Source organism: Spirosoma sp. (assembly GCF_026391055.1).
GTDB lineage: Bacteria > Bacteroidota > Bacteroidia > Cytophagales > Spirosomataceae > Spirosoma.
Genome location: NZ_JAPLET010000015.1, coordinates 400524 through 423088, shown reverse-complemented (window position 1 = coordinate 423088; position 22565 = coordinate 400524). Strand labels below are relative to the sequence as shown.

General features: G+C 50.4%; 14 protein-coding genes. 10 read left to right on the top strand and 4 right to left on the bottom strand.

The window, feature by feature from the left end:
* The first annotated feature begins 430 nt into the window (after positions 1-430).
* Complete coding sequence (locus NT073_RS07360; RefSeq protein WP_297371040.1) at positions 431-1609, top strand: hypothetical protein; 1179 nt, start codon at positions 431-433, stop codon at positions 1607-1609.
* A 138-nt stretch (positions 1610-1747) separates the two neighbouring features.
* Here NT073_RS07360 and NT073_RS07355 read toward each other — a convergent pair whose 3' ends face one another.
* Complete coding sequence (locus NT073_RS07355) at positions 1748-2971, bottom strand: S8 family serine peptidase (protein ID WP_297371037.1); 1224 nt, start codon at positions 2969-2971, stop codon at positions 1748-1750.
* A gap of 230 nt (positions 2972-3201) precedes the next feature.
* On the opposite strand from NT073_RS07355, the gene NT073_RS07350 reads away from it, so the two are divergent.
* Positions 3202-4350 carry a cysteine desulfurase family protein gene (locus NT073_RS07350; RefSeq protein ID WP_297371034.1) on the top strand — a complete coding sequence of 383 codons (1149 nt, stop codon included), beginning with the start codon at positions 3202-3204 and terminating at the stop codon, positions 4348-4350.
* A gap of 276 nt (positions 4351-4626) precedes the next feature.
* Positions 4627-4821, top strand: coding sequence for a hypothetical protein (locus NT073_RS07345; protein WP_366107231.1), 195 nt, complete (start codon positions 4627-4629; stop codon positions 4819-4821).
* Between the two features lie 58 nt (positions 4822-4879).
* Here the strand turns inward: NT073_RS07345 and NT073_RS07340 are convergent, their stop codons facing one another.
* The 3 genes from NT073_RS07340 to NT073_RS07330 all read right to left on the bottom strand — a co-directional run bounded on the left by NT073_RS07340 (position 4880) and on the right by NT073_RS07330 (position 11513).
* A complete protein-coding gene (locus NT073_RS07340; RefSeq protein WP_297371031.1) occupies positions 4880-5974 on the bottom strand; it encodes a Fic family protein in 1095 nt (364 codons plus the stop codon).
* 157 nt (positions 5975-6131) lie between these two features.
* On the bottom strand, positions 6132-10544 hold the full coding sequence (locus NT073_RS07335) for an ATP-binding protein (RefSeq protein ID WP_297371028.1): 4413 nt from the start codon (positions 10542-10544) through the stop codon (positions 6132-6134).
* A 9-nt stretch (positions 10545-10553) separates the two neighbouring features.
* Positions 10554-11513 carry an HNH endonuclease gene (locus NT073_RS07330; protein WP_297371025.1) on the bottom strand — a complete coding sequence of 320 codons (960 nt, stop codon included), beginning with the start codon at positions 11511-11513 and terminating at the stop codon, positions 10554-10556.
* Between the two features lie 190 nt (positions 11514-11703).
* Here NT073_RS07330 and NT073_RS07325 point away from each other — a divergent pair, with 190 nt between their 5' ends.
* From NT073_RS07325 to NT073_RS07295, 7 genes are all read left to right on the top strand, one after another.
* The gene (locus NT073_RS07325; RefSeq protein ID WP_297371023.1) at positions 11704-12261 is read left to right on the top strand and encodes a gluconate 2-dehydrogenase subunit 3 family protein; all 558 of its coding nucleotides are present in this window, start codon (positions 11704-11706) and stop codon (positions 12259-12261) included.
* A gap of 27 nt (positions 12262-12288) precedes the next feature.
* On the top strand, positions 12289-14001 hold the full coding sequence (locus NT073_RS07320; protein WP_297371020.1) for a GMC family oxidoreductase: 1713 nt from the start codon (positions 12289-12291) through the stop codon (positions 13999-14001).
* A 207-nt stretch (positions 14002-14208) separates the two neighbouring features.
* Complete coding sequence (locus NT073_RS07315; protein ID WP_297371017.1) at positions 14209-15177, top strand: FAD-dependent oxidoreductase; 969 nt, start codon at positions 14209-14211, stop codon at positions 15175-15177.
* Positions 15178-15328: 151 nt separating this feature from the next.
* A complete protein-coding gene (locus NT073_RS07310) occupies positions 15329-17494 on the top strand; it encodes an alpha-amylase family protein (RefSeq protein ID WP_297371015.1) in 2166 nt (721 codons plus the stop codon).
* A 22-nt stretch (positions 17495-17516) separates the two neighbouring features.
* Entirely contained in the window at positions 17517-19286 is a 1770-nt protein-coding gene (locus NT073_RS07305; protein ID WP_297371011.1) for a lactate permease LctP family transporter, read from the top strand.
* Positions 19287-19378: 92 nt separating this feature from the next.
* On the top strand, positions 19379-20335 hold the full coding sequence (locus tag NT073_RS07300) for a D-2-hydroxyacid dehydrogenase (protein ID WP_297371009.1): 957 nt from the start codon (positions 19379-19381) through the stop codon (positions 20333-20335).
* Between the two features lie 108 nt (positions 20336-20443).
* The gene (locus NT073_RS07295; protein WP_297371006.1) at positions 20444-22459 is read left to right on the top strand and encodes an alpha/beta hydrolase domain-containing protein; all 2016 of its coding nucleotides are present in this window, start codon (positions 20444-20446) and stop codon (positions 22457-22459) included.
* The last annotated feature ends 106 nt before the right edge of the window (positions 22460-22565 follow it).

Sequence of the window (22565 nt, the reverse complement as noted above, 5' to 3'; positions counted from 1 at the left end):
CATCCACGCAACCACCGTTTACTAACTGAGTCATAAAACTTCCCCGGTTTTTAGCAACCCGCCCCCCTTAACTTAGTTAATGGCGCTAGTCTTACGCGTTAACCACATACATTTAGCATATGGTTTATATAGATTGATCACGAATTGCCAATGCATTTCATGAACGGGAAACGGCTCCCCGGATGAAATTCCTGTAAAGGATGAATGAAAACCGATAGTTTCATTTTCACTTAACCAATAGTCTGCCGGTAAGTAGCGAGGGGGTTATCCAACCGTTTGTCTGTAGTACACCGATCGCCTGATGGGTGTTAACGTTAGCTTCGTATTGAGGGGTCGGCCAGGTATTTTCCTCACTGACCAGGGCCTTACGAAGGATAATTTATTCGTACTTCAATAGCTTCTATTTATCTCTCAATCTACCTTTTAAAACATGAAAAAAGTATTACTCACATGGTCTGCGCTGCTGATCATGGCTGCTTCTTACGCTCAATCAAATACGTCCACACTCAGCCAGACCGGCAACGACAACAAGGCCATGCTTACCCAAACGGGAGAAGGGCAGCAGGTAATTGCGGTACAGGAAGGCAATAACAACCAACTGACAACTTCCCAAACCAGCACGTACGCCCAGGAAATAAACATCAGTCAGGTCGGCACAAACAATAAAGCCGTTGCTACTCAGGATGAGGGCCCCGGTCCTGGAACGTTCATTCAGATTTTACAGAATGGCACTAATAATGACGCACTAGCCAATCAGTCGGACTTCCTGACCTATGGCAGCGAAGCGTCAATAAATCAGTCGGGGCAGAATAATAAGGCAACGATCAATCAGCTTACGGCTATTGGGAGTTCGGCGGGTATTGAGCAGACGGGAGTTGGGGCAGGCAACACCGCTACCATTACCCAGACTAACCTGAGCTACCAGGATGCTGCCGAAATTCGTCAGAGTGGGCAGAATCAAACGGCCACTATTTTGCAGAACGGAACTATTTACCTGATTGGTGGCAACGAAGCCTACATTAATCAGACAAGTACGTTTGCCCAGACCGCTCAGATTACTCAGGAAGGAGATCAGAACCTGGCCGAAATCTATCAGGAAAATGGAGCCGGTCCGGGTAATGTGGCCAGTACATTCCAGTCTGGCTATGGCAACGTCAGTTACATTGATCAGTCTAACTTTGCGACAATCAATAGTACGGCGGTCACGTCGCAGGTCGGCCTTTTCAACCAGGCTACTATCGAGCAGTTTGTCTCTATCAACGGACAGGCTGTTATCAACCAAACGGGTGATGAGAACCAGGCTTACATTGGTCAGGGCCAGGCCGGACAAAATCTGAGTTACAATAACAACGCCCAGATTACCCAGTCGGGCGATTTTAACGTTGCGGGCGTCATTCAGACCGGCGAAGGCAACCAGGCTATTTTTCAGCAAACAGGTAGTGGTAACGCCATCCTCAACCTGACATCTACGAATTTTGTCCTTCAGCAGGGGAACAACAACTCCCTGACCGTTACCCAGACCGGCATGGACAATCTGTTGCAGATTCAGCAGACGGGCAACGGCAACATTGGCATCATTAACCAAAACTCAGGCACCGTATTGCCTTAGTGGTATGGCTGGTGGCAGGGCAGATTGATGCATCATCTCCCACCCTGCCGCCAGCCATTATCCCGATCCGTATTTCACTGAAACGACAAAAGGCCGGAACACATCCGGCCTTTTGTATTCGTATCAAACTTACCCGACTTAGGGCGTTACCGTTGGTAATTTTGCCATCAGGTCGGGGTTGCCGTCCGGATCGCCGGATACGGGTCCGCGGGAAACCGGTTTGCCGTAGAGCAGGATACCAGCTACGTGGGGCGTTGCCATTGAGGTGCCACTAATAGTCCGATAACCACCCGAACGCCAGGTCGAAAGCACATCGACGCCCGGTGCGCACCAGTCGATGGGCGGATTGCCGTAGTTGGAGAACGACGCAAATTTATCGTTATAGTCGTGGGCCGAAACCGTATACACGTTGGGGTGTTCCGTACGGCCCGGAGAGGAGTTATTTGCATTCTGCGACTCATTGCCTGCCGCCAGTGCAAACAAGATGCCTTTGCTGGCTGCTCCCTTTACCGCATCGTCAATCGGTGTATAAACGGGTCCGCCCAAACTCATGTTCACCACATCGCCCGGCGCACCCGCCGTGGCAACGTAGTCGATACCGGCAATAACGCCGGAGTAGGAACCACTTCCCGACGCCGACAGTACTTTCACGGCGATTACCTTCACGCCCGGCGCAACCCCTACTACCCCAAAGTTGTTGTCTTTGGCACCAATAGTACCGGCCACGTGCGAGCCATGCCCATTGTCGTCGTCGGCATCGCGACGTGGGTTGTTGAAATTACGGCACAGCGGCAGGTCGACATTCAGGTCGGGATGATCGAAATCGATACCTGTATCCAGAACCCAGGCCTTATGCGGACCCGTATAGGTTCGAACACCACCCACCCGGCTAATTCCCCAGGGTATAGTCTGCGCTCCTACCGTTATGGCAGTACCGGTTGGCACGGCCAGTGAAACGACCTGATCGGGTACGATACTGGCAATGAACGGCAGTCGCTGCAGCCGGGCCAATTCGGCGGCTGTTAGCTCAACGGCAAAGCCCCGGATCGCCGTTGTGTAAACCTCCTGGGTTTTACCGGCAATATCGGCTCCCACCAGTCGGGAAATCAGCCCCTGCATCTGTTGTACCCGGGCATCATACGCTCCGGCATTGTCGGGTAGCGAGCGGGTAATGAGTGGATCGGCTTTAAAGGTAACAATGTACTTCTGCACATCGGCAGTGGCCCGTGCCGACCCTGTCTGACTACCGTAACGAACCACATCATCCGGCTGACGCTGGAACGTATCGGTGGGCTGACAGGCCGCAAGTAACGCCGGAACTAACGCCGACCATAGAACTTTTTTCAGGGAGTGATTGAACATGATGACTGGAAATTAGAAGAGTGAAACAAAGATGAGCGCACAAAAGCATGCTTCGCCAAGTTATACATAAGCTTAAAATAGCACAAGAAGATTATATCCATAGGGTTAAATAATATTCAATGGTATATCCAGACACGTCAGAAAGTATTAAGCAAGGTGTTGTAGAGAAGCTACGGGCAAGGAGCGAGGTAGTACGTCAGATGAACCGTCACAGAGTGTATCTTTACTGTATGATTTACCTGGACAACAACGCCACGACGAAGCTGGACCCGCGTGTGCTGGACACGATGATGCCATTCCTGACCGACAACTTCGCCAATGCTGCAAGCACGCATCCCTTTGGTGTTGGGGCAAGTGAAGCGGTAAAGACGGCCCGCCAGCAGATGGCCGACTTGTTAGGCTGCGAAACCCACGAACTGGTGTTTACCTCAGGGGCTACCGAAGCCATTAATCTGGCCATTAAAGGCGTTGCCGAGAATTATGCCAGCAAAGGCAAACATATTATAACGGTACAGACCGAGCACAAAGCCGTACTCGATGTGTGCACATACCTAGAAAAGCGCGGCTATGAGGTAACTTATCTGCCCGTTCAACCTGATGGCTTATTGAATCTGGACATTGTAAAAGCCGCCCTCCGCCCCGATACGATTTTGGTGTCGGTCATGGCGGTGAATAATGAAACCGGCGTTATTCAGCCCATCGAGCAAATTGCCGAACTCGCCCACGAAGTCGGGGCTCTGTTCATGACCGACGCTACCCAGGCTGTGGGTAAACTGCCGCTGGATGTGGATAAGTCCGATATAGATTTGCTTGCCTTCTCGGGCCACAAGTTTTACGGCCCTAAAGGCGTGGGCGGCCTATTTGTGCGGCAGCGTAGACCGAATAAAGTGAAGCTGGAAGCCCTCCTGCATGGTGGTGGCCACGAACGCGGCTTACGCAGTGGCACGCTCAATGTGCCGGGTATTGTGGGCATTGGCAAAGCCGCCGAACTGGCTAGGCTGGAAATGGCTGGCGCGAAGGAGAAGCGAAGGGTCGCGTCTCTACGAGGGCTGCTCGAAATGTCACTCCTTACTATTCCTGGAACACACATTAATGGCAATCAGGAACATCGACTACACAATACCACGAATATCTATTTTGAAAACTGCGACAGCGACGCGCTCATTATGGGTCTGGAAGGCATTGCCGTTTCCAATGGCTCAGCCTGTACGGCGGCATCCATTGACCCCTCGCACGTGTTGCTGGCTATGGGTCTGACCGAAACCGAAGCCTTTTCCTGCCTGCGGTTCAGCCTGGGGCGCTTCAACACCGAAGCCGATGTGCTAGCGACGGTTAACGCAATCAAGGGGGTTGTGGAGGAATTGCGGGCGTTGGTGTAGGATGATTAATCAAGTAAACTTTCAATCCGATTGAAAATTTACTTGATTAACAGCGACTCAGGCTACGCCTTAAGGCAGTTAATCCTGCAAATTTAAAGTGAGACTTAAAATTTGCAGGGTTAACAAACACCGATAGATCATCGAGTTACTTTTTAAAATGGTTATTAAAAGAGGGGTTCGTTTTTGAATAACAAATCACCAAAGGGGATGAGAATGTTGACAGTAACCGAAGTTGAACACGTAGGCCAACACCGCTTACGACTCAAATTTTCGGATATGACCTCACAAGTTATTGACTTTGGGCCTTTTCTATCAGCCCACTCACATCCGCAGCACGATAAGTACCGTAAACTGGCAAATTTCAAGCGATTTAAGATAGAACGGGGCAACGTAGTCTGGGGAAAAGACTGGGATTTAATTTTCCCCGTTGCGCAGTTGCATCAGGGGTATGTGGGGCCAGCGGTGTATTGATGGCTTCTTCAAAACCGCATCCTGTCCACAACGTAGCCTGAGAATCTGGCATCAACTTCTATTCCTTTAACAAGTCAAACAAACGTGTATTGATAAACAGGGTTTCCTTCCACTTCTGCTCAGAGCGTAGTAAACCTAGTTTTTCAATCGTGCGTAAGTATTTGGATGCGGTTCGTCGGTCAACGGCCAGCCGATCAACAACGTATTCAATCTTGCTGTACGGATAAAGAAATAAGACTTCTACCAACTCCTTACTGTACACATTGGGTGCTTCCCGCCGAATATGCTCTGCCGTCTGCTCAAAAAGAGCTTGAATCTGAAGAATTTGCCCAATGGTTTGCCGGGCTGTTTCTTCAACCGCCTTCAGTATGAATAAAATCCAGTCTGCCCAATTCTGCCGCGTTCGAACCTCCTGTAATAAGCGATAATAGTCAGCCTTATTGTGAATAATGTATCCACTCAGGTAAAGAACCGGCTCGGTGAGCAACTCCTGTAAGATCAAATACAACACATTGATAATTCGGCCTGTTCGACCATTACCGTCATAAAAGGGATGAATACTTTCAAACTGATAATGCTGAACAGCCAACTTGATCAGGGGCGAAACGTCATCCTCCGTGTTTGTATTCAAATAGAGTTCCAGATTATGCATCAATGCCTGAAGCGTATCCGGGTCGTCGGGCGGGGTATAAATAGTTTCCTGCGTTCGGTCGTTCCGCAAAGCTGTTCCCGGCAGCCGCCGGATACCTGCCTGATTGGCTTCGAGTTCCTGCTGAATGGAAACGATTCCGTTTGTACTCAAAAAGCCGCGACTCCGGATAAATCGATAGCCCGTATACAATGCCTGACGATACCGAAGGACTTCTTTTGTGGCATTGTCTGTAGTCGGCTCTTTCGCGGCTAAAGCCTGATAGAGTCGATCACTGGTTGTAATGATATTTTCAATTTCAGAACTGGCTTTCGCTTCCTTGAGCACCAGCGCATCGACCAGTATGGCGGGGTTCGGCAAAAGCCGGGTCATTCCTTTCAACTCAGCCAACGCCCGCATGGCACGGCTTTCCTGCCGAAGAATGAGTACGCTCTCTATCTGCTCACGCAAAGGTGGCAACAAAGGCAACTGATTATAAGGCTGCTCAGGTAGGAAATCTATCATGTACAATAATACGCCTTTTTTGTACATGATGCAGAGGTCGTGTACATTTCGTGTACATGATGATTAAGCATGGCAACGTAGTCTGGGGCCGCGATTGGGATTTGACTTCCCGTGGCGCAGTTGCATCAGGGGTACGTGGGACCAGCAATGTATTGATTTATTCTTCTTCGCCAAAGTCGAATATAAAAGGGTTTATATCTCCCTCTTTCCAATCTCGTGCATTTGCTTGCTCTGCTTCTTTTTTTAAATACTGTTCTGTAGCGTCATATATTATATGATCAAACTGAAGCTGTTGTTCCTGAAAATGCACGATGCCTGATATAACTGTTTGACTATACTTTTCGGCATTATGCATATGATGAATGGATTTTTGGCCTAATACCGTCCAGAAGATACGTAACCCCTGCTCGTTTAACATTTTAAACAAATCGGCTTTACGAATTAATAGGCAAGAATCGCCTTCTTTCTCTACACTCGGATCAAAACAGACAATTTGGTTATCAGCGTTTACAAATGCACCTTCCATATCAGCATACTGCAACTTCATTTTTTCAAAGAGAAAGCCATTAGGCATATGAAAACTTATGGTTTCTTCTTTAGAGGCATCGTATTGTTCTGACCAAATATAACTCTGAGTGGGAACCATTACGGGACCTAAATTTTCAATTCCTGAATTTTGATGACTATATCTAATTGATATTCGTCTCCAAGGCTCTTCAATACTTTCATCCTTCTGAGCTCGTGCCGCCAAGGCTTTATAGGCTGGAGACCAGTAGAACTCACGGCTGAATACTTCACGTCGATCCCAAGATTCTGGCATCCACTTACCAAAGAAATCCTGATTCCCCCCCCATTCAATGAATTCATTATAGCCCTCTTCAGGTACAATATAAGCTCGGATTTGATACCAAAGATTTTTCTTAGATATTTGGTATTCATCCTCATGAGCAAAAGTTGGCTCTTGCCAAGAAGGATGTGACTCAAGTGAAAGCCACTCTTCCCCATCTACTGGATTGATAAAATGTATCAACTTTCTTGGGTCGGGAAAATCATCATGGAAAGCGATCCAATCTTTATGAGGGATTGACCAATCAAAGCTTTGGGCTGGGTTCCACCAACTTGTTTTACCCTTGGCAACAGCAGTTTTTTTGATTAATATGGAAGGGTCTATATCTCTTACAAAAGGGTTCCAAGGACCTTCAAAAGGTTCTTCTTCATGCTCTCCCCAAGAGTCCCGGAGAGTGAAGTTGTCTGACACCCGAGCTAAGAGTTCGTGCATTGCAATCCATTGGTATTTTTTTCCAATACGCTCACTCTGCACATCATGCCGATCCGTTTTGAATCGACCTATGTATTGCTCAAACTCTCCAAGCTTTTCAACATCATAACCGTATTTTTTAAAAATCCATTGAACTGCAAGATTACTAAGTCTATTTACATTTACTTCTTCCCTCCATCCATCAAAATTATTTTCAAAAACATATCTACCAAAATCTCCATATCCTCCGACTCCACGACCGTATTCAGTAGTCATTGATTTTAAAATATTATTTTGCGACCATTGATGTTTTTTAAATTCTGACGATTTATAGTCTAATTTATACTTTTTATCAATTTCTTTATTTGTTGGAAATCGTTTAGGCATTTGACTTTTATAAGGAGGCCTAATTTTTATTAAATCTAATTCCGTAACAAGACCTAAATAAGAAGTATATTCAATCACTTGTCTTGCATAATCCCGAAGTAAAATATGAGGATAAACCTCTTCCTGATTAAATATGCATTGATAAGTATACTCGCTCAATGGCTTCAAGAACTCTTTCTGTTTAGTTCTCAATGTACACCCATATACTACAGCCCATAGACGCTCATATACGTAAGGATCATTTATTTCTTCAAACGCTTGAAGTACTTGAATGAGAATTAAAATCCGATTCTCAAAAAGAGATACTAACGCTTTTGTAGCAGAATCTCGTAAGAGCCGATTGGAACTGGTCAAGAACCAAGCAATGGTTTGTCCCATTAAGCGTGCGGCCTCAGCTTCTATGTTTTGCTTAGATACTACGGACCAAGCCCAATCTATAAGACGTTGTACCGCTGTAGGCTCTTCAGGACTATGGCTATATTTAAAATGAATGTACTTTGACCACCAAGCGTCACGATCCACCATTGTTAATTTCATTAGTGACTGGTGCAAAAAATCGCTATTGAATGGATGGCTTGGTGAAGCCGTGACCAGTAGTAGATTTTGGAATAGACGATTAAACCAATATTCTTGGTCAGTATCTGCAATACTAATAAGATACTTTTTGGTCTCATCAGTAAATGACGTTAGTTTTCGCCAAAGTAAACTTTCGATAAAAGCTCCCGCCACTGAACCAGTATTTGCAAACTGAGGAAGTACTTGATGTAACTCAATACCTATTTTCTCAGGCAACTGAATAGCCATTGCTTCTACTAAGCCTTCGTTTTTATGGATAGCATTATCACCTGAGATTAGTAATTGAAGTTTAGTATCCTGTTCAAAAGATTCTTTTGGCTTCACTTTATTAACGTAATTATCAATTAAATGGGAAACCATGAGATGATCACCAAAACGTTCATAAGTAAAAAATAGTATTTCTTCACCTTTCAATTGTTGAGTTTTTTGATCCCAACGTTGCAGAAAGTTTTTACTTAGGATACCTTCAGAAATTAGGTCTTCTATATACTGTCCACGGCGCGGCTCAGATATGGCTTTAAGTTTTGGGAGATCAATCAACCAGTAAAAAGTTTCTTCAAATGATATGCTGCGAGCTTCTTGCTCTAATAATTTTGCCGCTAATTGGTCAACTATTTTTTGAGTGAGCCTTAAGGATGTTGGATAGTGCAGTTTTTTTGCTAATACTTCATCTATAGCATCAATTAGAAATGTAATTATAGCCGTAATGCCTTCATAACCATCCGGTATGCGATTTAGTCCTTTCTTCTTTAAGCCTTTACAAAACAGGTGTAAAAACAAAGGATTACTAAATTCAGGGTGTAGTAGCGGTATACTCGGTAAGAGTAGACCGTAATATTCAAAGAATCGCTTAGTTGCCTGATATTCAACTGCTTTGAATCCATGATGTACAACTCTAAGTAGGCGATTGTCCTTAGCTATACTTTCTGGCAAAAGAAGCTCTTCATAAGAACTACGCACACTGATTACTAAGCCGAGCCAAGGATAATGAGCAACTTCATGTAAAAAGCCCCTAATTGAATGCTCCCAGATGAATCGGCCTTGACCTTCATTAATTGCATCAATTATGAGCAATACTCGTGAGCCTAATGTTTCTCCATAAGTATTGAGAGTTGCTAAGAATATATCACGGTTGCAGGATAAGTGTAGCAGACGAAGTATTTGTGTCCAAGGCTCATCCGTTGTCGTAAACTGCTGGCCTAACAAAAGCACTGTTGGTAAGTTCTCCTCCTTACGTTTTTGAGCGATATCCGCTAGTAAATGAGATTTACCCATTCCAGCATCACCGGACAATACCATAGCTGGAACATTTGCAGCTTTTACTTCTAACCCATTAATGTAACCTATGTATTCGTATAAATTCCTATTGACTTCACGGCACCTTTCAATATCCCATCCAAAAGCATTTGAGTATTCGCTATCACGCTGACCTGTAGTCTTTTTTTTCTCTACTTCTATTCTGTTCAATTCATAGAACCGACTTATAATTTGATCCACATTAGCTACAAGTTGCTTTAGCATATTTGAAAAGGCGCCCTGATCAACTATTGACAAACGATTTGGACGGTTAGCTTCCTCAAATAGGTTCAGCCGGCTCAAGAGCTCTTTGAATCTATCAACTTGCTCATTAAGGTCTTTATCCTGTACATTTAACTGGTGTATAGCTTTATAAGCTACAGTCTTTAATTGGTTGAATTCTTCAGACCAACGAGTTAAGAAGGAATTATTCCTTGCGAGTCCATTAAATACCTTAACTACGGGTAATTGAAAGTCAACTTCGGGTGTATAGCGGCTACCAAGATTATGAATACCCTCTTCAAGTCGGTGGGTAAACCATTCTTCGGTCAGTTCAGTCTCTTGAAACCAAAAATTAAGTCGTCCAACATTGACGGGACGGCTAAGACGCTCAAACAATTCATAATTACCCCAATAAATAAATTCAACTGTTCGGCCCATCTTCCGGGCGAGTTTTTGCCATTTACCCACCCACTCAATCCACTTATCCATAAACCATCGCTGATTTTCAATCCGAGGATCCTCACGATCAAGTGGAGTACAGATATAGTAGCGAGTTAGTCTAGGATGTTTATCTAAGACTTTCTCAACAGATTCATTCAATTGTTTCCACTGGCCTTTGTCCATTGAGGTAAAAAACTTGGCTTGCCATCCGTATTCGTCACCATTATTCAAAATCCAATATGCTTCTTTACCTCCATCAGGCGCTGCAACTCGAATGAACTGAACACGGTTCTCTATTGGCTCATACTCTGCCAGTTGGCAAACCATTTCTTCAAAAGCTTTTCTCAGATCGCCATCATAAAGGCGAAGTTTCAACCATTCAGTATTCATACTTGCAAATTACATTTTAAATCGCTCCCGCATGTGCCATCGGAAACTCTCCATTTTTGGGTTATGCACGTCACCGAATGGCAATCGCAAGGGTTGGCCATGAAACTGCTTTAGATTGTAAGGGCTGGCCATATTATCAGCTAAGGACGGCGAGACCACTACGCGTAACTGGTCATCTACCCCAATCATACCCCGATCAAAAGCGGTGTGCAGATTGGGGCACAGGGCAATGCCGTTGGTGACTTTATCATCACCCGATACGCTGATGGGTACGATATGACAAGCTTCAATCAATGAAGCCCCATCAACCGAAATGACTTTCATTCCCGAAATCGCGCAGGTAAAATCATATACTTTCGGTACCAGCTTCTTGAACAGGCCACCACGTACAAAACGTATCTCTTCATCGTCTGTGGCGACAAGGGGTGCGTACGGCACTTCTTTTTCGTTCAGCATGTAGGTCTCCAGATCGTACAGGTAGCTACGTCCGGTATCTTTGATGCGGAGAAATTCTGTTTTGGTTTGTGGAAAATAATAGTCGAGAAGGGTGTTTTTCAAATGCAGACGAGCGTAATCATCCAGCAGTAGATTGAACAGATCGTCGGCAAAGTAGCCGAAGTCGAGCCGGTCGCTGAGGGTTTGTACACTTCGGATATAGGCATCGAGCTTCTCCCCGGTTTTTGTCTTCAGAAACCAGAAACCATCGTTTTGCAGGTAATAAAACGGTTGCGTGAAATCGTCTTTATGCGCCGTTTGTACCAGCAGTGAGAAGTTCTCTTTAAAGATCGCTACCAGTTCGGGCGTAATGGTCACCCGGTTTTCGGTGATGAGCCGCTTTTCTACCAGTTCAAGCAACGTGAGCAGGAAAACAGGCTTATGGGGAGCCTTGCCGTATTTGGTGCCCCCTTGTTTAAGCTTCGTAAATTTTCGGGTGTAGATAGCTACCTGTGTCTGATCAAAAAGAGGCATAAGTCAGAGGAAATTGAGCAGGTAAATATAGCATAGCACCAGCCACACACCCGGCTTATAAATTTGCTATCTTTATCAACAGCTGTGTGTAACACCGCCCCAACCCGCTACACCAACAAAATCCCTCACCAACGCGGTATTATTTGGCCTTAACCGCCTTTTGTAAACCGTACTTAGCTATACACAACGGATGAACAGACGGGAAGCATTATCACGGGTTAGCCTCATGCTGGGCGGAACCCTCTCGGCCCCGACATTACTGGCCTTTGACCGCTGGAGCCAGACGAACCCCGAAAGTCGGGAAAACGGCGCGTCCATACTCAATGAAGAGCAACGGGAGATTATGGCGCGGGTAGCCGAACTCATTATACCGAAGACAGATACACCCGGTGCCGTCGATGCCGGTGTTCCGGATTTTATAGAGATTATTCTGCGCGATTGCTATGCCAAACCCGTGCAGGATGTATTTCTGACGGGTCTTGGTGATCTGGCGGGTAAAGGACTCCTGACCGCTTCGCCCGATCAGCAAACAACACTCCTCAAACAAGTGGAAGTACAGGCGCTGGCCAACACCAAAGCCGGTTCGGTGTCGTTCTGGCAATTGATCAAAGAGCTGACGGTTTGGGGGTATTTCACGTCGGAAGCGGGCATCAAGTCATCGTTCGACTACCAGCCGATACCGGGAAAATTCGAGCCCATCAAGATAAAGCCTGGTCAGAAAGATTTTATGTACGGCAACCAGGTTTAATCCTTCACTTCGTCGATCATTTATTCTATGAATCTGAATATAAACGCACAAAAAGCCCAAACCTACGACGCCATCGTGGTGGGTTCCGGTATGACGGGGGGCTGGGCCGCTAAAGAACTAACCGAAAAAGGGCTGAACGTACTCGTGCTGGAACGCGGCTACGAAATCAAACACGTTGAGGACTACAAAACCGCCATGCAGGACCCCTGGGAATTCGAACACCGGGGCAAGATCACGACGGTAGCTGCCGAAGAGCACTACGCCAGCATGTTCTTCTCGGCCAAAGAGGGCAGCCAGCTCAATTTCACCAACGACAAAGAGCATCCGTACATCCAGAAACGGCCCTTCAACTGGATTCGGGGCTACCATACGGGCGGTAAATCCCTGATCTGGGGGAAACATACTTACCGCTGGAATCGGGAAGATTTTCTGGCCAATGCCAAAGAGGGACTCGGCATCGACTGGCCCATTCGCTACGAAGATCTGGTGCCCTGGTATACCTACGTCGAGAAATTCGTGGGCATCAGCGGACAGGCCGAAGGGTTAGCCGTTTTGCCGGACAGCATATTTCAGCCGCCCATGGCGATGACCGCCCCGGAAGTGCATTTTAAAAAATCGGTCGCGCAGAAGCTAAATCGTCCTATAACGATGGGTCGGGTGGCGCACCTCACCAAACCTCAGCCCTGGCATACGGCGGTGGGGCGGGCAAGTTGTCAGTTTCGGAACCGCTGTACGCGGGGCTGTCCGTTCGGGGCTTATTTCAGTTCGCTGGCGGCTACCTTACCAGCCGCCCGAAGCACCAACCGGCTGACGATCCTGCACAACGCCATCGTAAAAGAGATTATCCTGGACGATCACGCCCAGAAGGCCAAAGGCGTACGGGTCATTGACCAGAACACGCTGGAAGTGCGGGACTTCTACGCCAAAGTGATTTTCCTGAATGCGGGAACGATTGGCTCTACGTCGATCCTGATGAACTCGAAATCGGCCCGCTTCCCCAACGGCCTGGGCAACGACAGCGATCAACTGGGCCGCAACCTGATGGACCACCACCTGGCCGTTGGGGCCAGAGCCGATATTGAAGGCTTTGAAGACGACTACTATTTTGGAGCCCGTCCGGGCAGTTTGTACATCCCCCGCTTCCGCAACTGGGGAAACGACAAAAAACGCGACTACCTGCGCGGCTTCGGCTATCAAGGCGGAGCCTCCCGCGCCGACTGGTCGCGGGGGGGTGCGGAGCAGGGTTTCGGTGCCGACTTCAAGAAACGCATGACGCAGCCCGGCCCTTGGAAGATGAGCCTCACCGGCTTCGGCGAGGTACTGCCCGACCCGAACAACCGGTTCTACCTCAGCCCCGACAAAACCGACAAATGGGGCCTGCCGCAGGTTGTGTTCGACGCCGATTTCAACGCCAACGACCGGGCCATGCGGAAAGACATCATGAACGACGGTGCCGAAATGCTGGAAGCCGCCGGTTTCAAGAACGTTACTACTTACGACAATCCGGCGGCACACATGGGGCTGGGTATCCACGAAATGGGCACCGCCCGCATGGGACGCGACCCAAAAACGTCGGTGCTTAACAAATACAACCAGGTACACACCTGCAAGAACGTATTTGTCACGGATGGCTCGGCCATGGCGTCGGCCTCGAACGTAAACCCATCGCTGACCTACATGGCCCTCACCGCCCGAGCCGCCAGCTATGCCGTGGCGCAGCTGAAAGCGAAGAGTTTATGAAGGGGGTCTGTCTGAGCCAAGCTGGAACGGTCCGCCGTAGCGGCTTGGCCCGGACAGACCCCGTTATTATTCTTCAAATTTCGTCAGGCTAATAGTATATCCGTTAGGTTTTGAGAAACCTAACTTATCAGTTTTAAGAAACTGACACTACGACAAGACAGCAGGCCGGGGGCCGGTGCTCTGCTGTCTGATACAAACTTCAACTACATGCCGTCTTCTCTTATTATTGGGGCGGGTATGGCTGGTCTGGCCGCTGCCCGTGCTTTACGTTTACAAGGTTGGGATGTCGTCGTGCTCGATAAAGGTCGGGGTGTGGGTGGTCGACTGGCTACCCGGCGCATCGAACAGGCCCGCGCCGATCATGGTGCGCAGTATTTCTCGGCCACTACAGCCGAATTCCGGAAGGTTGTTCAGGAACTGCTGGCCGACAACGTCATTGCCCAATGGGAACCCGCACAGCCCAGTCCGGCCGACACCGCCACCGACCAGCTACATTACGTGGGTATCGACGGCATGAACGCCGTGGCCAAAGCCCTGAGCCGCAACCTGACCGTACTGACGTCCCAGACGGTCGTATCGTTCCGGGTCGACGGGAGCCAGTGGCTTGTGGAAACAGAGGCCGGAGCGTCTTACCGGGCCGATGCGCTGCTCATCACCGTACCGGCTCCACAGGCATTGGCGCTCGCTGACCGGAGCGGATTTATGCTGTCCACGGCCAACCGGTCGGCGCTCTCGGCCATCAGTTATCAACCCTGCATTGCGGTGATGGCAGCGCTCCACCAACCGGTTTCCATGCCCAACGCCATCCGCTACGAAACCGGCGACATTGCCTGGGTAGCCGACAACTGGCAGAAAGGCATTTCACCCGGCCAGCCCTCCGTCACCCTACACGCCAACGCCGACTTCAGCCGAACGCATTTCGACGATGACCTCAACGCCATTGGCCGACAACTGATCGATCAGCTACCGGACCTGATTCCGGCTGCCAGCATCAGTACCGTTCAGGTACACCGCTGGCGCTACAGCCTGGCCGACCAGCGGCACCCATCCCCGCTTCTGGTGGCAGAAGCCCCACTGCCGCTGTTGTTTGGCGGTGATGGTTTCGGCGAAGGCAATGTAGAAGGGGCATTTACGTCTGGGTTGGCAATGGCAAAAGCTTGTAGCGCGGATCTTTAGTCCGCGTAGCCGTCAGGCTACTAATACGCTCTATCTTAGCCTGACGGCTACGCGGACTAAAGATCCGCGGGTACAGAGGTAAGAGTAGAATACGACCATAATAATCTCTGTTTTTTTGAGAACCCGTCGTGTTCACTCCTGCCTTTACCTCATGGAACGAAGAGAATTTATTAAGACCACCGGCCTGATTGGCGGGGCCTATGCGCTGGCGGGTCAGCCGTTGATGGACAACGCCTTGTCGCCAACGGAAACGCGATGGCTCGACGGGCCAATGCGGTGGGCACAACTGGCCTTTGTGGAGCGCGACCCCGGCCATTACGACCCCGATTTCTGGCTGAGTTACTTTAAACGAATTCATGCTGACGGGGCTTTACTCAGCGCCGGGGGCGTGGTCGCGTTTTACCCGACCAACATCCCGCTGCATCACCGAAGCGATTACCTGGGTAACGCCGATACGCTGGGCTATCTGGTAGAAGGCTGTAAAAAACTGGACATGAAGATCATGCTCCGGACCGATCCCCATGCCGCCCGGCAAAATGTGTACAATGCCCACCCCGACTGGATCGCGGTTAACGTCGATGGCAGCAAACGACGTCACTGGGCCAATCCCGACTTGTGGGTCACCTGTTCACTCGGGCCGTACAACTTCGAGTTTATGCCGCAGGTGAACAAAGAGATTATGGAGCGATTCCAGCCCGAAGGCATTTTTTCGAACCGATGGGCTGGTCACGACATTTGCTACTGCGAGCATTGCACCCGCAACTTCAAAGTGGCATCGGGTCTGGAACTGCCGAAGAAAATAGAGCGGCTGGACCCTACTTACCGAAAATGGTCGGAATGGCGAACCAACCGGTTACGGGAGGTATGGGCCTTGTGGGATGCCGGTATCCGTCAGCAGCGGCCCGCGTCCCGCTTCATTCCCAATGGTTTTCCCGATAAAATTGTCACCGGCAAAGAAGCCGATCTTTTCTTCGCCGACCAGCAGGCCCGGCGCGGACTGATGGCGCCCTGGGCCAATGGCAAAGGCGCTAAAGAACTGCGCTCGACGCTGGGGATGAAGCCCCTGATCGGCATTTTCAGCGTGGGTATTGAAGAGGAATACCGCTGGAAAGACTCCGTTCAGAGCGATGCTGAAATCCGTATCTGGGTGGCCGAAGGAACGGCCAACGGGATGCGGCCGTGCTTCGTCAAGTTCGGGGGCGACATCTACGACAAACGCTGGATGGAGGCCGTGGCTAAGGTATACGAGGGTTATCACAAAAACGAAAAATACCTTCGTAATACGGCGTCGATGGCGCGGGTGGGCGTAGTCTACTCGGAGCAGACCGACCGTAATTACGGTGGCAAACCCTGGCAGCAGAAAAGCAGCGACCACCTCGATGGTATCTACCAGACCCTTGTTGAAAGTAGAATTCCGTTCGATATGGTGAACGACCGGCTGCTTACGCCCGACGACCTGAAGCGGTTCAAGCTGCTGATTCTGCCCAACATTGCCGCCCTTTCCAATAGCCAGTGTACCCAATTACAAGCGTTTGTCAACGCGGGTGGTAGTCTGATGGCGACTTTCGAAACGTCGCTGTATGACGAAGAGGGCAACCCGCGTCCGGACTTCGGTCTGGCGAGTTTGCTGGGGTTGTCGTATGCCGGTAAGGTGGAAGGCCCCATGCGAAACAGCTATCTGCACCTCCGCCACGACGCGAAGAACAGCCAGAGCCAGACCATTCTGAACGGTCTGGACGATACGCCCCGCATCATCAACGCCATTTATAAAGTCGACGTAAAACCCACGGCAACCTTTCCCAGCCCGGTTACGCTCATCCCCACCTATCCTGATTTGCCGATGGAAGACGTATACCCGCGCGTGGCAGAGACCGATACGCGGGAGTTGTACCTGCGGCAGGTGGGTAAAGGACGCGTGGCCTACATCCCCGGCGACCTGGACCGTTCGTTCTGGCAACTGCTCAATGTCGATCACGGGCAATTGTTGAGCAACGTCATTCACTGGACCCTCAATGAAGAGCCCATAGTCGCTGTAACGGGGCCGGGTGTGATAGATGTCAACGTCTGGCAGCAGGCGAATTCCATGACCGTTCATCTGGTCAACCTGACGAATCCGATGATGATGAAAGGGCCATTCCGGGAGTTGATTCCGGTGGATGCGCAGGTATCGGTTCAGGTCCCTAAAGGTGCTACCGTGACGGGCGTGAAGTTGCTCATGAGCGGGCAGAAGCCCAAATTTGAGATCAAAAACGGAAAGGTATCGGTAAGCGTACCGAAGGTTCTCGACCACGAAATTGTAGCGCTGGATTTAGCGTGAGTTACCCCCAACCCCCACCCTTATGATCTGGAAACAAGTTATTGACCCATTCAACAACATTACGTTGTCCGTACTGGTCGCGTTGATTCCCATTCTGTTTATCTTCTGGGCGTTGATCATCCGGAAAATGAAAGGCTATCAGGCTAGCTTGATCGCTACGGCTCTCGCCATGCTCATTGCTACGCTGGTGTATGGTATGCCCGTCGGGCTGGCGCTACTGTCGGCGGCACATGGTGCTCTGTACGGCCTGTTTCCTATCTGCTGGCTGGTAATCATGGCGGTTTTTCTGTTCAATCTCACCGTGAAAAGCGGGCAGTTCGAAATCATCAAACACGTCATGGGGTCCATTACCGCCGACCGACGGCTACAGGGGCTGTTGATTGCCTTTTCCTTCGGTTCGTTTCTGGAAGGCACCGCTGGTTTTGGCGCTCCCGTGGCCATTACGGCGGCTATGCTGGTCGGGTTGGGATTTAACCCGCTCTATGCGTCGGGCATCTGCCTGATCGCCAACACCGCTCCGGTGGCGTTTGGCTCCATCGGCATACCCATTACCGTGGCTTCGCAGGTTTCGGGTATTCCGGAGCTGCCCATTTCGCAGATGGTGGGTCGAACGCTGCCCATCCTCTCCGTCATGCTGCCGTTTTATCTGGTCAGCATCATTGCCGGATTCCGAAAAGCGTCTGAAATATGGCCCGCCGTAGTGGTGTCGGGGGTTTCGTTTGCCTTTCTCCAGTATTTTTCGTCAAACTTCCTCGGCCCCGCCCTGCCCGATGTCATTGCAGGGCTGGGTTCCATTATTTGCCTGATGACGTTTCTGCGCTACTGGAAACCCAAAACCATCTGGCGTTTTGATAACGAACCAGCCGCTACGGTCGATACCAGCATCAGCTATACCGCCGGACAGGTGATTCGGGCATGGTCGCCGTTTATCGTGCTCACGATCATCATCATTTCATGGGGTATGCAACCCATCAAAGACGTACTCAATTCGACGGGTATGTTTCAGTTCGAGTTTCCGGGGTTACACAACGCCATTCTGGGCAGCGATGGCAACCCGATACCAAAGCTTTTCAAAGTCAACTACCTCTCAGCGGCTGGAACGGCTATTTTACTGGCAGCTCTCATCGCTATCCCGCTGGTCGGGCTGACATACAGAACGGGGTTAACCGTTTTCGGGGAGACCATCCGGCAATTGCGGTTCCCCATTTTATCAGTGGCCTCGGTGCTGGCCTTTGCCTATATTTTGAACGATTCCGGTATTACGCTCACGCTGGCGGCCGTTCTGGCGAGTACGGGCATCCTGTTTCCCTTCTTCGCGCCCGTACTTGGCTGGCTGGGGGTATTCATTACGGGTTCCGACACCTCGGCCAACGCCTTGTTCAGCAAACTGCAGTATGCCACGGCGCAGTCCATCGGCGTCGATCCGGTGGTGACGGTAGCGGCCAACGTGTCGGGGGGGGTGGTTGGTAAAATGATTTCGCCCCAATCCATTGCTGTAGCAGCCGCAGCCGGGAATCTGGTCGGCAAAGAGTCGCAGTTGTTCCGGTTCACGGTGAAACACAGCTTTTACATGCTGATCTTCATCAGTTTTCTGACGCTGGCACAGGCCTACGTGCTGAAATGGATGATTCCGGTCTACGAAATGCTCGACGGTAAGAAAGCCGCTGTTCTGCCCGATCTGACGAAAGGGTATCTCTATTTGGGTATATTAGCCGTGGTTTTGGTAGTGATTGGAATGTTTATCAGGGTGATGGCGGGAAAGGAAAAACAGATACCGAAGTTGGTCGATTGACCTTTTTCAGTCCACGGCTAAAGCCTTGGGCTGATACAAAACCCGGTTTGCCCACATACCGTTTATCAACAGGACAAAAGAAACAACCAGAAATGAAGATTGTCGTATTAGATGGCTACACCCTGAATCCGGGCGATTTGTCCTGGGAAGGTGTTGAAAAACTGGCTGAGGTGACGGTATATGACCGGACGCCCACCGATAAAATTGTGGAGCGGGCGCAGGATGCCGACATCATTTTTACCAACAAAACGCCCCTCGACGCGGCCACCCTCGACCAATTGCCCAACCTGAAATTCATCAGCGTACTGGCTACCGGATTCAATATTATCGACACCGCCACGGCTAAAAAGAAGGGGGTTGTCGTGAGCAATGTTCCCGGCTATGGCACGCCCTCCGTTGTTCAACTGACGTTTGCGCTGCTGCTCGAACTGACCCTGCACGTGCAGCGGCACAGCGATTCGGTACGGGATGGCAAGTGGGCGCGGTCGGTGGATTTCTGTTTCTGGGATTACCCGCTCATCGAACTGGCGGGCAAAACGATGGGCATCATTGGCTTCGGGAGTATCGGTGAGAAAGTGGCCGATGTAGCCACGGCCTTTGGCATGAACATCATCGGTTCCAAACGACACCGCACCGATCAGTCGCACCGGCCAAACTTCAAATGGGCGGAGATTCCCGAACTACTGGCGGAGTCGGATGTGGTGAGCATCCACACGCCCTTGGTGCCCGAAACGCAGGGACTTATCAACAAAGAAAACCTGGCCCTGATGAAGTCATCGGCCTTTCTGCTCAACACCTCGCGCGGCCCGATCATCGTGGATCAGGATCTGGCCGATGCGCTCAACAACGGCGTCATTGCCGGTGCAGGAATCGACGTTTTGTCGAAAGAGCCGCCCCTGCCCGACAACCCGCTATTTACGGCCAAAAACTGCCTCATCACCCCGCATATCGCCTGGGCCACCACCGAAGCCCGCGCCCGACTTATGGCCATTACGGTCGAGAATCTGGCCGCGTTTCTGGATGGCAAACCGGTGAATGTGGTGAATTAGAACGTCCGGGCCAAGCCGCTACGGCGGACCGTTCCAGCTTGGCCGTGTTACCTTTATGACAATAGCCAAGCTGGAACGGTTCGCCGTAGCGGCTTGGACCAGACATATATGCTCATCCGCTTATCCTTCCTGCTGCTCCTCATCGCCTTCTCCTTCCCGACGCAGGCGCGTATCATCCGTATCGAGATCAACAGCGTTCAGTCGCCCACGTTTGAGGGAAAAGTGTTCGGGCAGGTGGGGGCTTATGAAAAACTGAGGGGCAAAGCCTATGGCGAACTTGACCCCAACAGCCTGCAGAACGCGCTCATTACGGATATCAGGCTGGCTCCCCGTAATGCAAAAGGTATGGTGGAATATGCAATGGATATTTACATTCTTAAACCCATTAATCTTGCCACCGGCAACCACAAGCTCTTTCTGGAGATCAACAACCGGGGCGGCAAGCTTATTGGCGGGTTCAACAAAAGCAGTGGCGGCAACGACCCCAACACGGCCGCTCAGGCTGGCGAAGGCTTTCTGATGAACAGGGGCTACACGCTGGCCTGGAACGGCTGGGATTGTTCGGCCGCGCCGGTCAATAATAACCTGACGATTACCGTTCCCATCGCCCATAACGCCGATGGCTCGTCCATTACGGGGCCGTCTTACGAATACATCTCGTTCGACAATGCCACTTCCCTGACATATTCGCTCGCTTACCCGACCGCCACGCAGGAGAAAGCAAAGGCAACGCTCACCGTGCGGGATCGGCTGGGCGATACACCTACCACAATTCCGGCTGAGGGTTGGGAGTACACCGGCGATAAAACCATCCGGCTGTTACCAGTCGGAACACCCTTCCGGCAAAGTGCTATTTATGAGTTCAACTACACGGCCAAAGACCCCGTTGTAGCTGGGATTGGCTTTGCCGCCACCCGCGATTTCGTCTCGTTTCTGCGGTACGCCACCGCCGATGATTTCGGCAACCCGAATCCACTGGCGAACGACATCCGGTACACCTTTTCGTACTCACTCTCGCAGCCCGCCCGCTATGTCAATGATTTCCAGACGCTGGGTTTTAATGCCGATGAGCAGAACCGCCGGGTGCTGGACGGTATCGAAAACTGGCTCGGTGGGGCCAGTGGCATTGCCCTCAACTACCGCTTTGCTCAGCCCTCGCGCACAGAAAGAAACCGGCAAAATCACCTGTACCCTGAAGGCCTTTTCCCCTTCGCCTATCCCGTCCTGACCGATCCGCTTACAGGAAAAACTGCCGGTCGGCTAGCCCGCTGCACCGTCAGCAACACCTGCCCGAAAGTATTTGAGATCAACTCCGCCAATGAATACTGGGTAAAAGCCGCGTCGCTGCTGCATACCAATAGTCGGGGCAACGACCTCTCCGACCCGAACAATGTTCGGTTTTATTTGATTTCCGGCGCACAGCACGGAACGGGTAACGAAACGAACCGGGGCACTTGCCAGCAGTTTCAGAACCCCACCAACGGCGAACCAGCTTTGCGGGCACTGTTCATGGCACTCGATGCCTGGGTAACGAAGGGCATTGCTCCTCCTGCTAGTCAGGTGCCGCGGCAGTCCAACAAAACAGCCATTTTGGCCGTGCCGCAACCGGGTTCGCAAACAGGCGTAGTTCCGCAGGCGGCTCTAGGCTGGCCCACTATTCCGGGCGTTACCTACACGGGCCTGATCACCACCCGCTACCTCCTTGATTTCGGTCCTTCACTCGATCAGGGCGTCATTACCCGTTTCCCGACCAGCGTAGCCGACCGGCCTTCGTACGTGAATTTTGTGTCGAAAGTCGATAAAGATGGCAATGAAGTCGCCGGGATTCGCTTGCCTCCGGTTGCGGTACCCATCGCGACGACAACCGGATGGGCGTTACGGCGAACCGATTATGGTGAAAACGACGGCTGCGAAGGGGCTGGCCAATACATTCCGTTTAAAGCTACCAAAGCCGAACGGCTCTCAACGAATGATCCCCGCCTATCCATTCAGGAGCGTTACCAGACGCATGAGGGGTACGTAGACGCCGTTCGAAAATCGGTGCAGCTGCTAATTAAACAGCGATTTTTATTAGCGGAAGATGGCCAAGCTTACATCAAGGCTGCCCAGGAGAAAAAAATGTAGTCCCCGCCGTCGGCACTACATTGCTCCCACTTACTCAATATCCTGACTTTCGATAGCCCATTTCGGTTGCATGTAGTTGTCATCATACCAAGCGATGAATCACAAC

What these genes read in the sequence shown, in the direction of transcription:
- NT073_RS07360 (WP_297371040.1), top strand. Translation starts at nt 431, where the DNA reads ATGAAAAAAGTATTACTCACATGGTCTGCGCTGCTGATCATGGCTGCT.
- NT073_RS07355 (WP_297371037.1), bottom strand. Translation starts at nt 2,971, where the DNA reads ATGTTCAATCACTCCCTGAAAAAAGTTCTATGGTCGGCGTTAGTTCCG.
- NT073_RS07350 (WP_297371034.1), top strand. Translation starts at nt 3,202, where the DNA reads ATGATTTACCTGGACAACAACGCCACGACGAAGCTGGACCCGCGTGTG.
- NT073_RS07345 (WP_366107231.1), top strand. Translation starts at nt 4,627, where the DNA reads ATGACCTCACAAGTTATTGACTTTGGGCCTTTTCTATCAGCCCACTCA.
- NT073_RS07340 (WP_297371031.1), bottom strand. Translation starts at nt 5,974, where the DNA reads ATGATAGATTTCCTACCTGAGCAGCCTTATAATCAGTTGCCTTTGTTG.
- NT073_RS07335 (WP_297371028.1), bottom strand. Translation starts at nt 10,544, where the DNA reads ATGAATACTGAATGGTTGAAACTTCGCCTTTATGATGGCGATCTGAGA.
- NT073_RS07330 (WP_297371025.1), bottom strand. Translation starts at nt 11,513, where the DNA reads ATGCCTCTTTTTGATCAGACACAGGTAGCTATCTACACCCGAAAATTT.
- NT073_RS07325 (WP_297371023.1), top strand. Translation starts at nt 11,704, where the DNA reads ATGAACAGACGGGAAGCATTATCACGGGTTAGCCTCATGCTGGGCGGA.
- NT073_RS07320 (WP_297371020.1), top strand. Translation starts at nt 12,289, where the DNA reads ATGAATCTGAATATAAACGCACAAAAAGCCCAAACCTACGACGCCATC.
- NT073_RS07315 (WP_297371017.1), top strand. Translation starts at nt 14,209, where the DNA reads ATGCCGTCTTCTCTTATTATTGGGGCGGGTATGGCTGGTCTGGCCGCT.
- NT073_RS07310 (WP_297371015.1), top strand. Translation starts at nt 15,329, where the DNA reads ATGGAACGAAGAGAATTTATTAAGACCACCGGCCTGATTGGCGGGGCC.
- NT073_RS07305 (WP_297371011.1), top strand. Translation starts at nt 17,517, where the DNA reads ATGATCTGGAAACAAGTTATTGACCCATTCAACAACATTACGTTGTCC.
- NT073_RS07300 (WP_297371009.1), top strand. Translation starts at nt 19,379, where the DNA reads ATGAAGATTGTCGTATTAGATGGCTACACCCTGAATCCGGGCGATTTG.
- NT073_RS07295 (WP_297371006.1), top strand. Translation starts at nt 20,444, where the DNA reads ATGCTCATCCGCTTATCCTTCCTGCTGCTCCTCATCGCCTTCTCCTTC.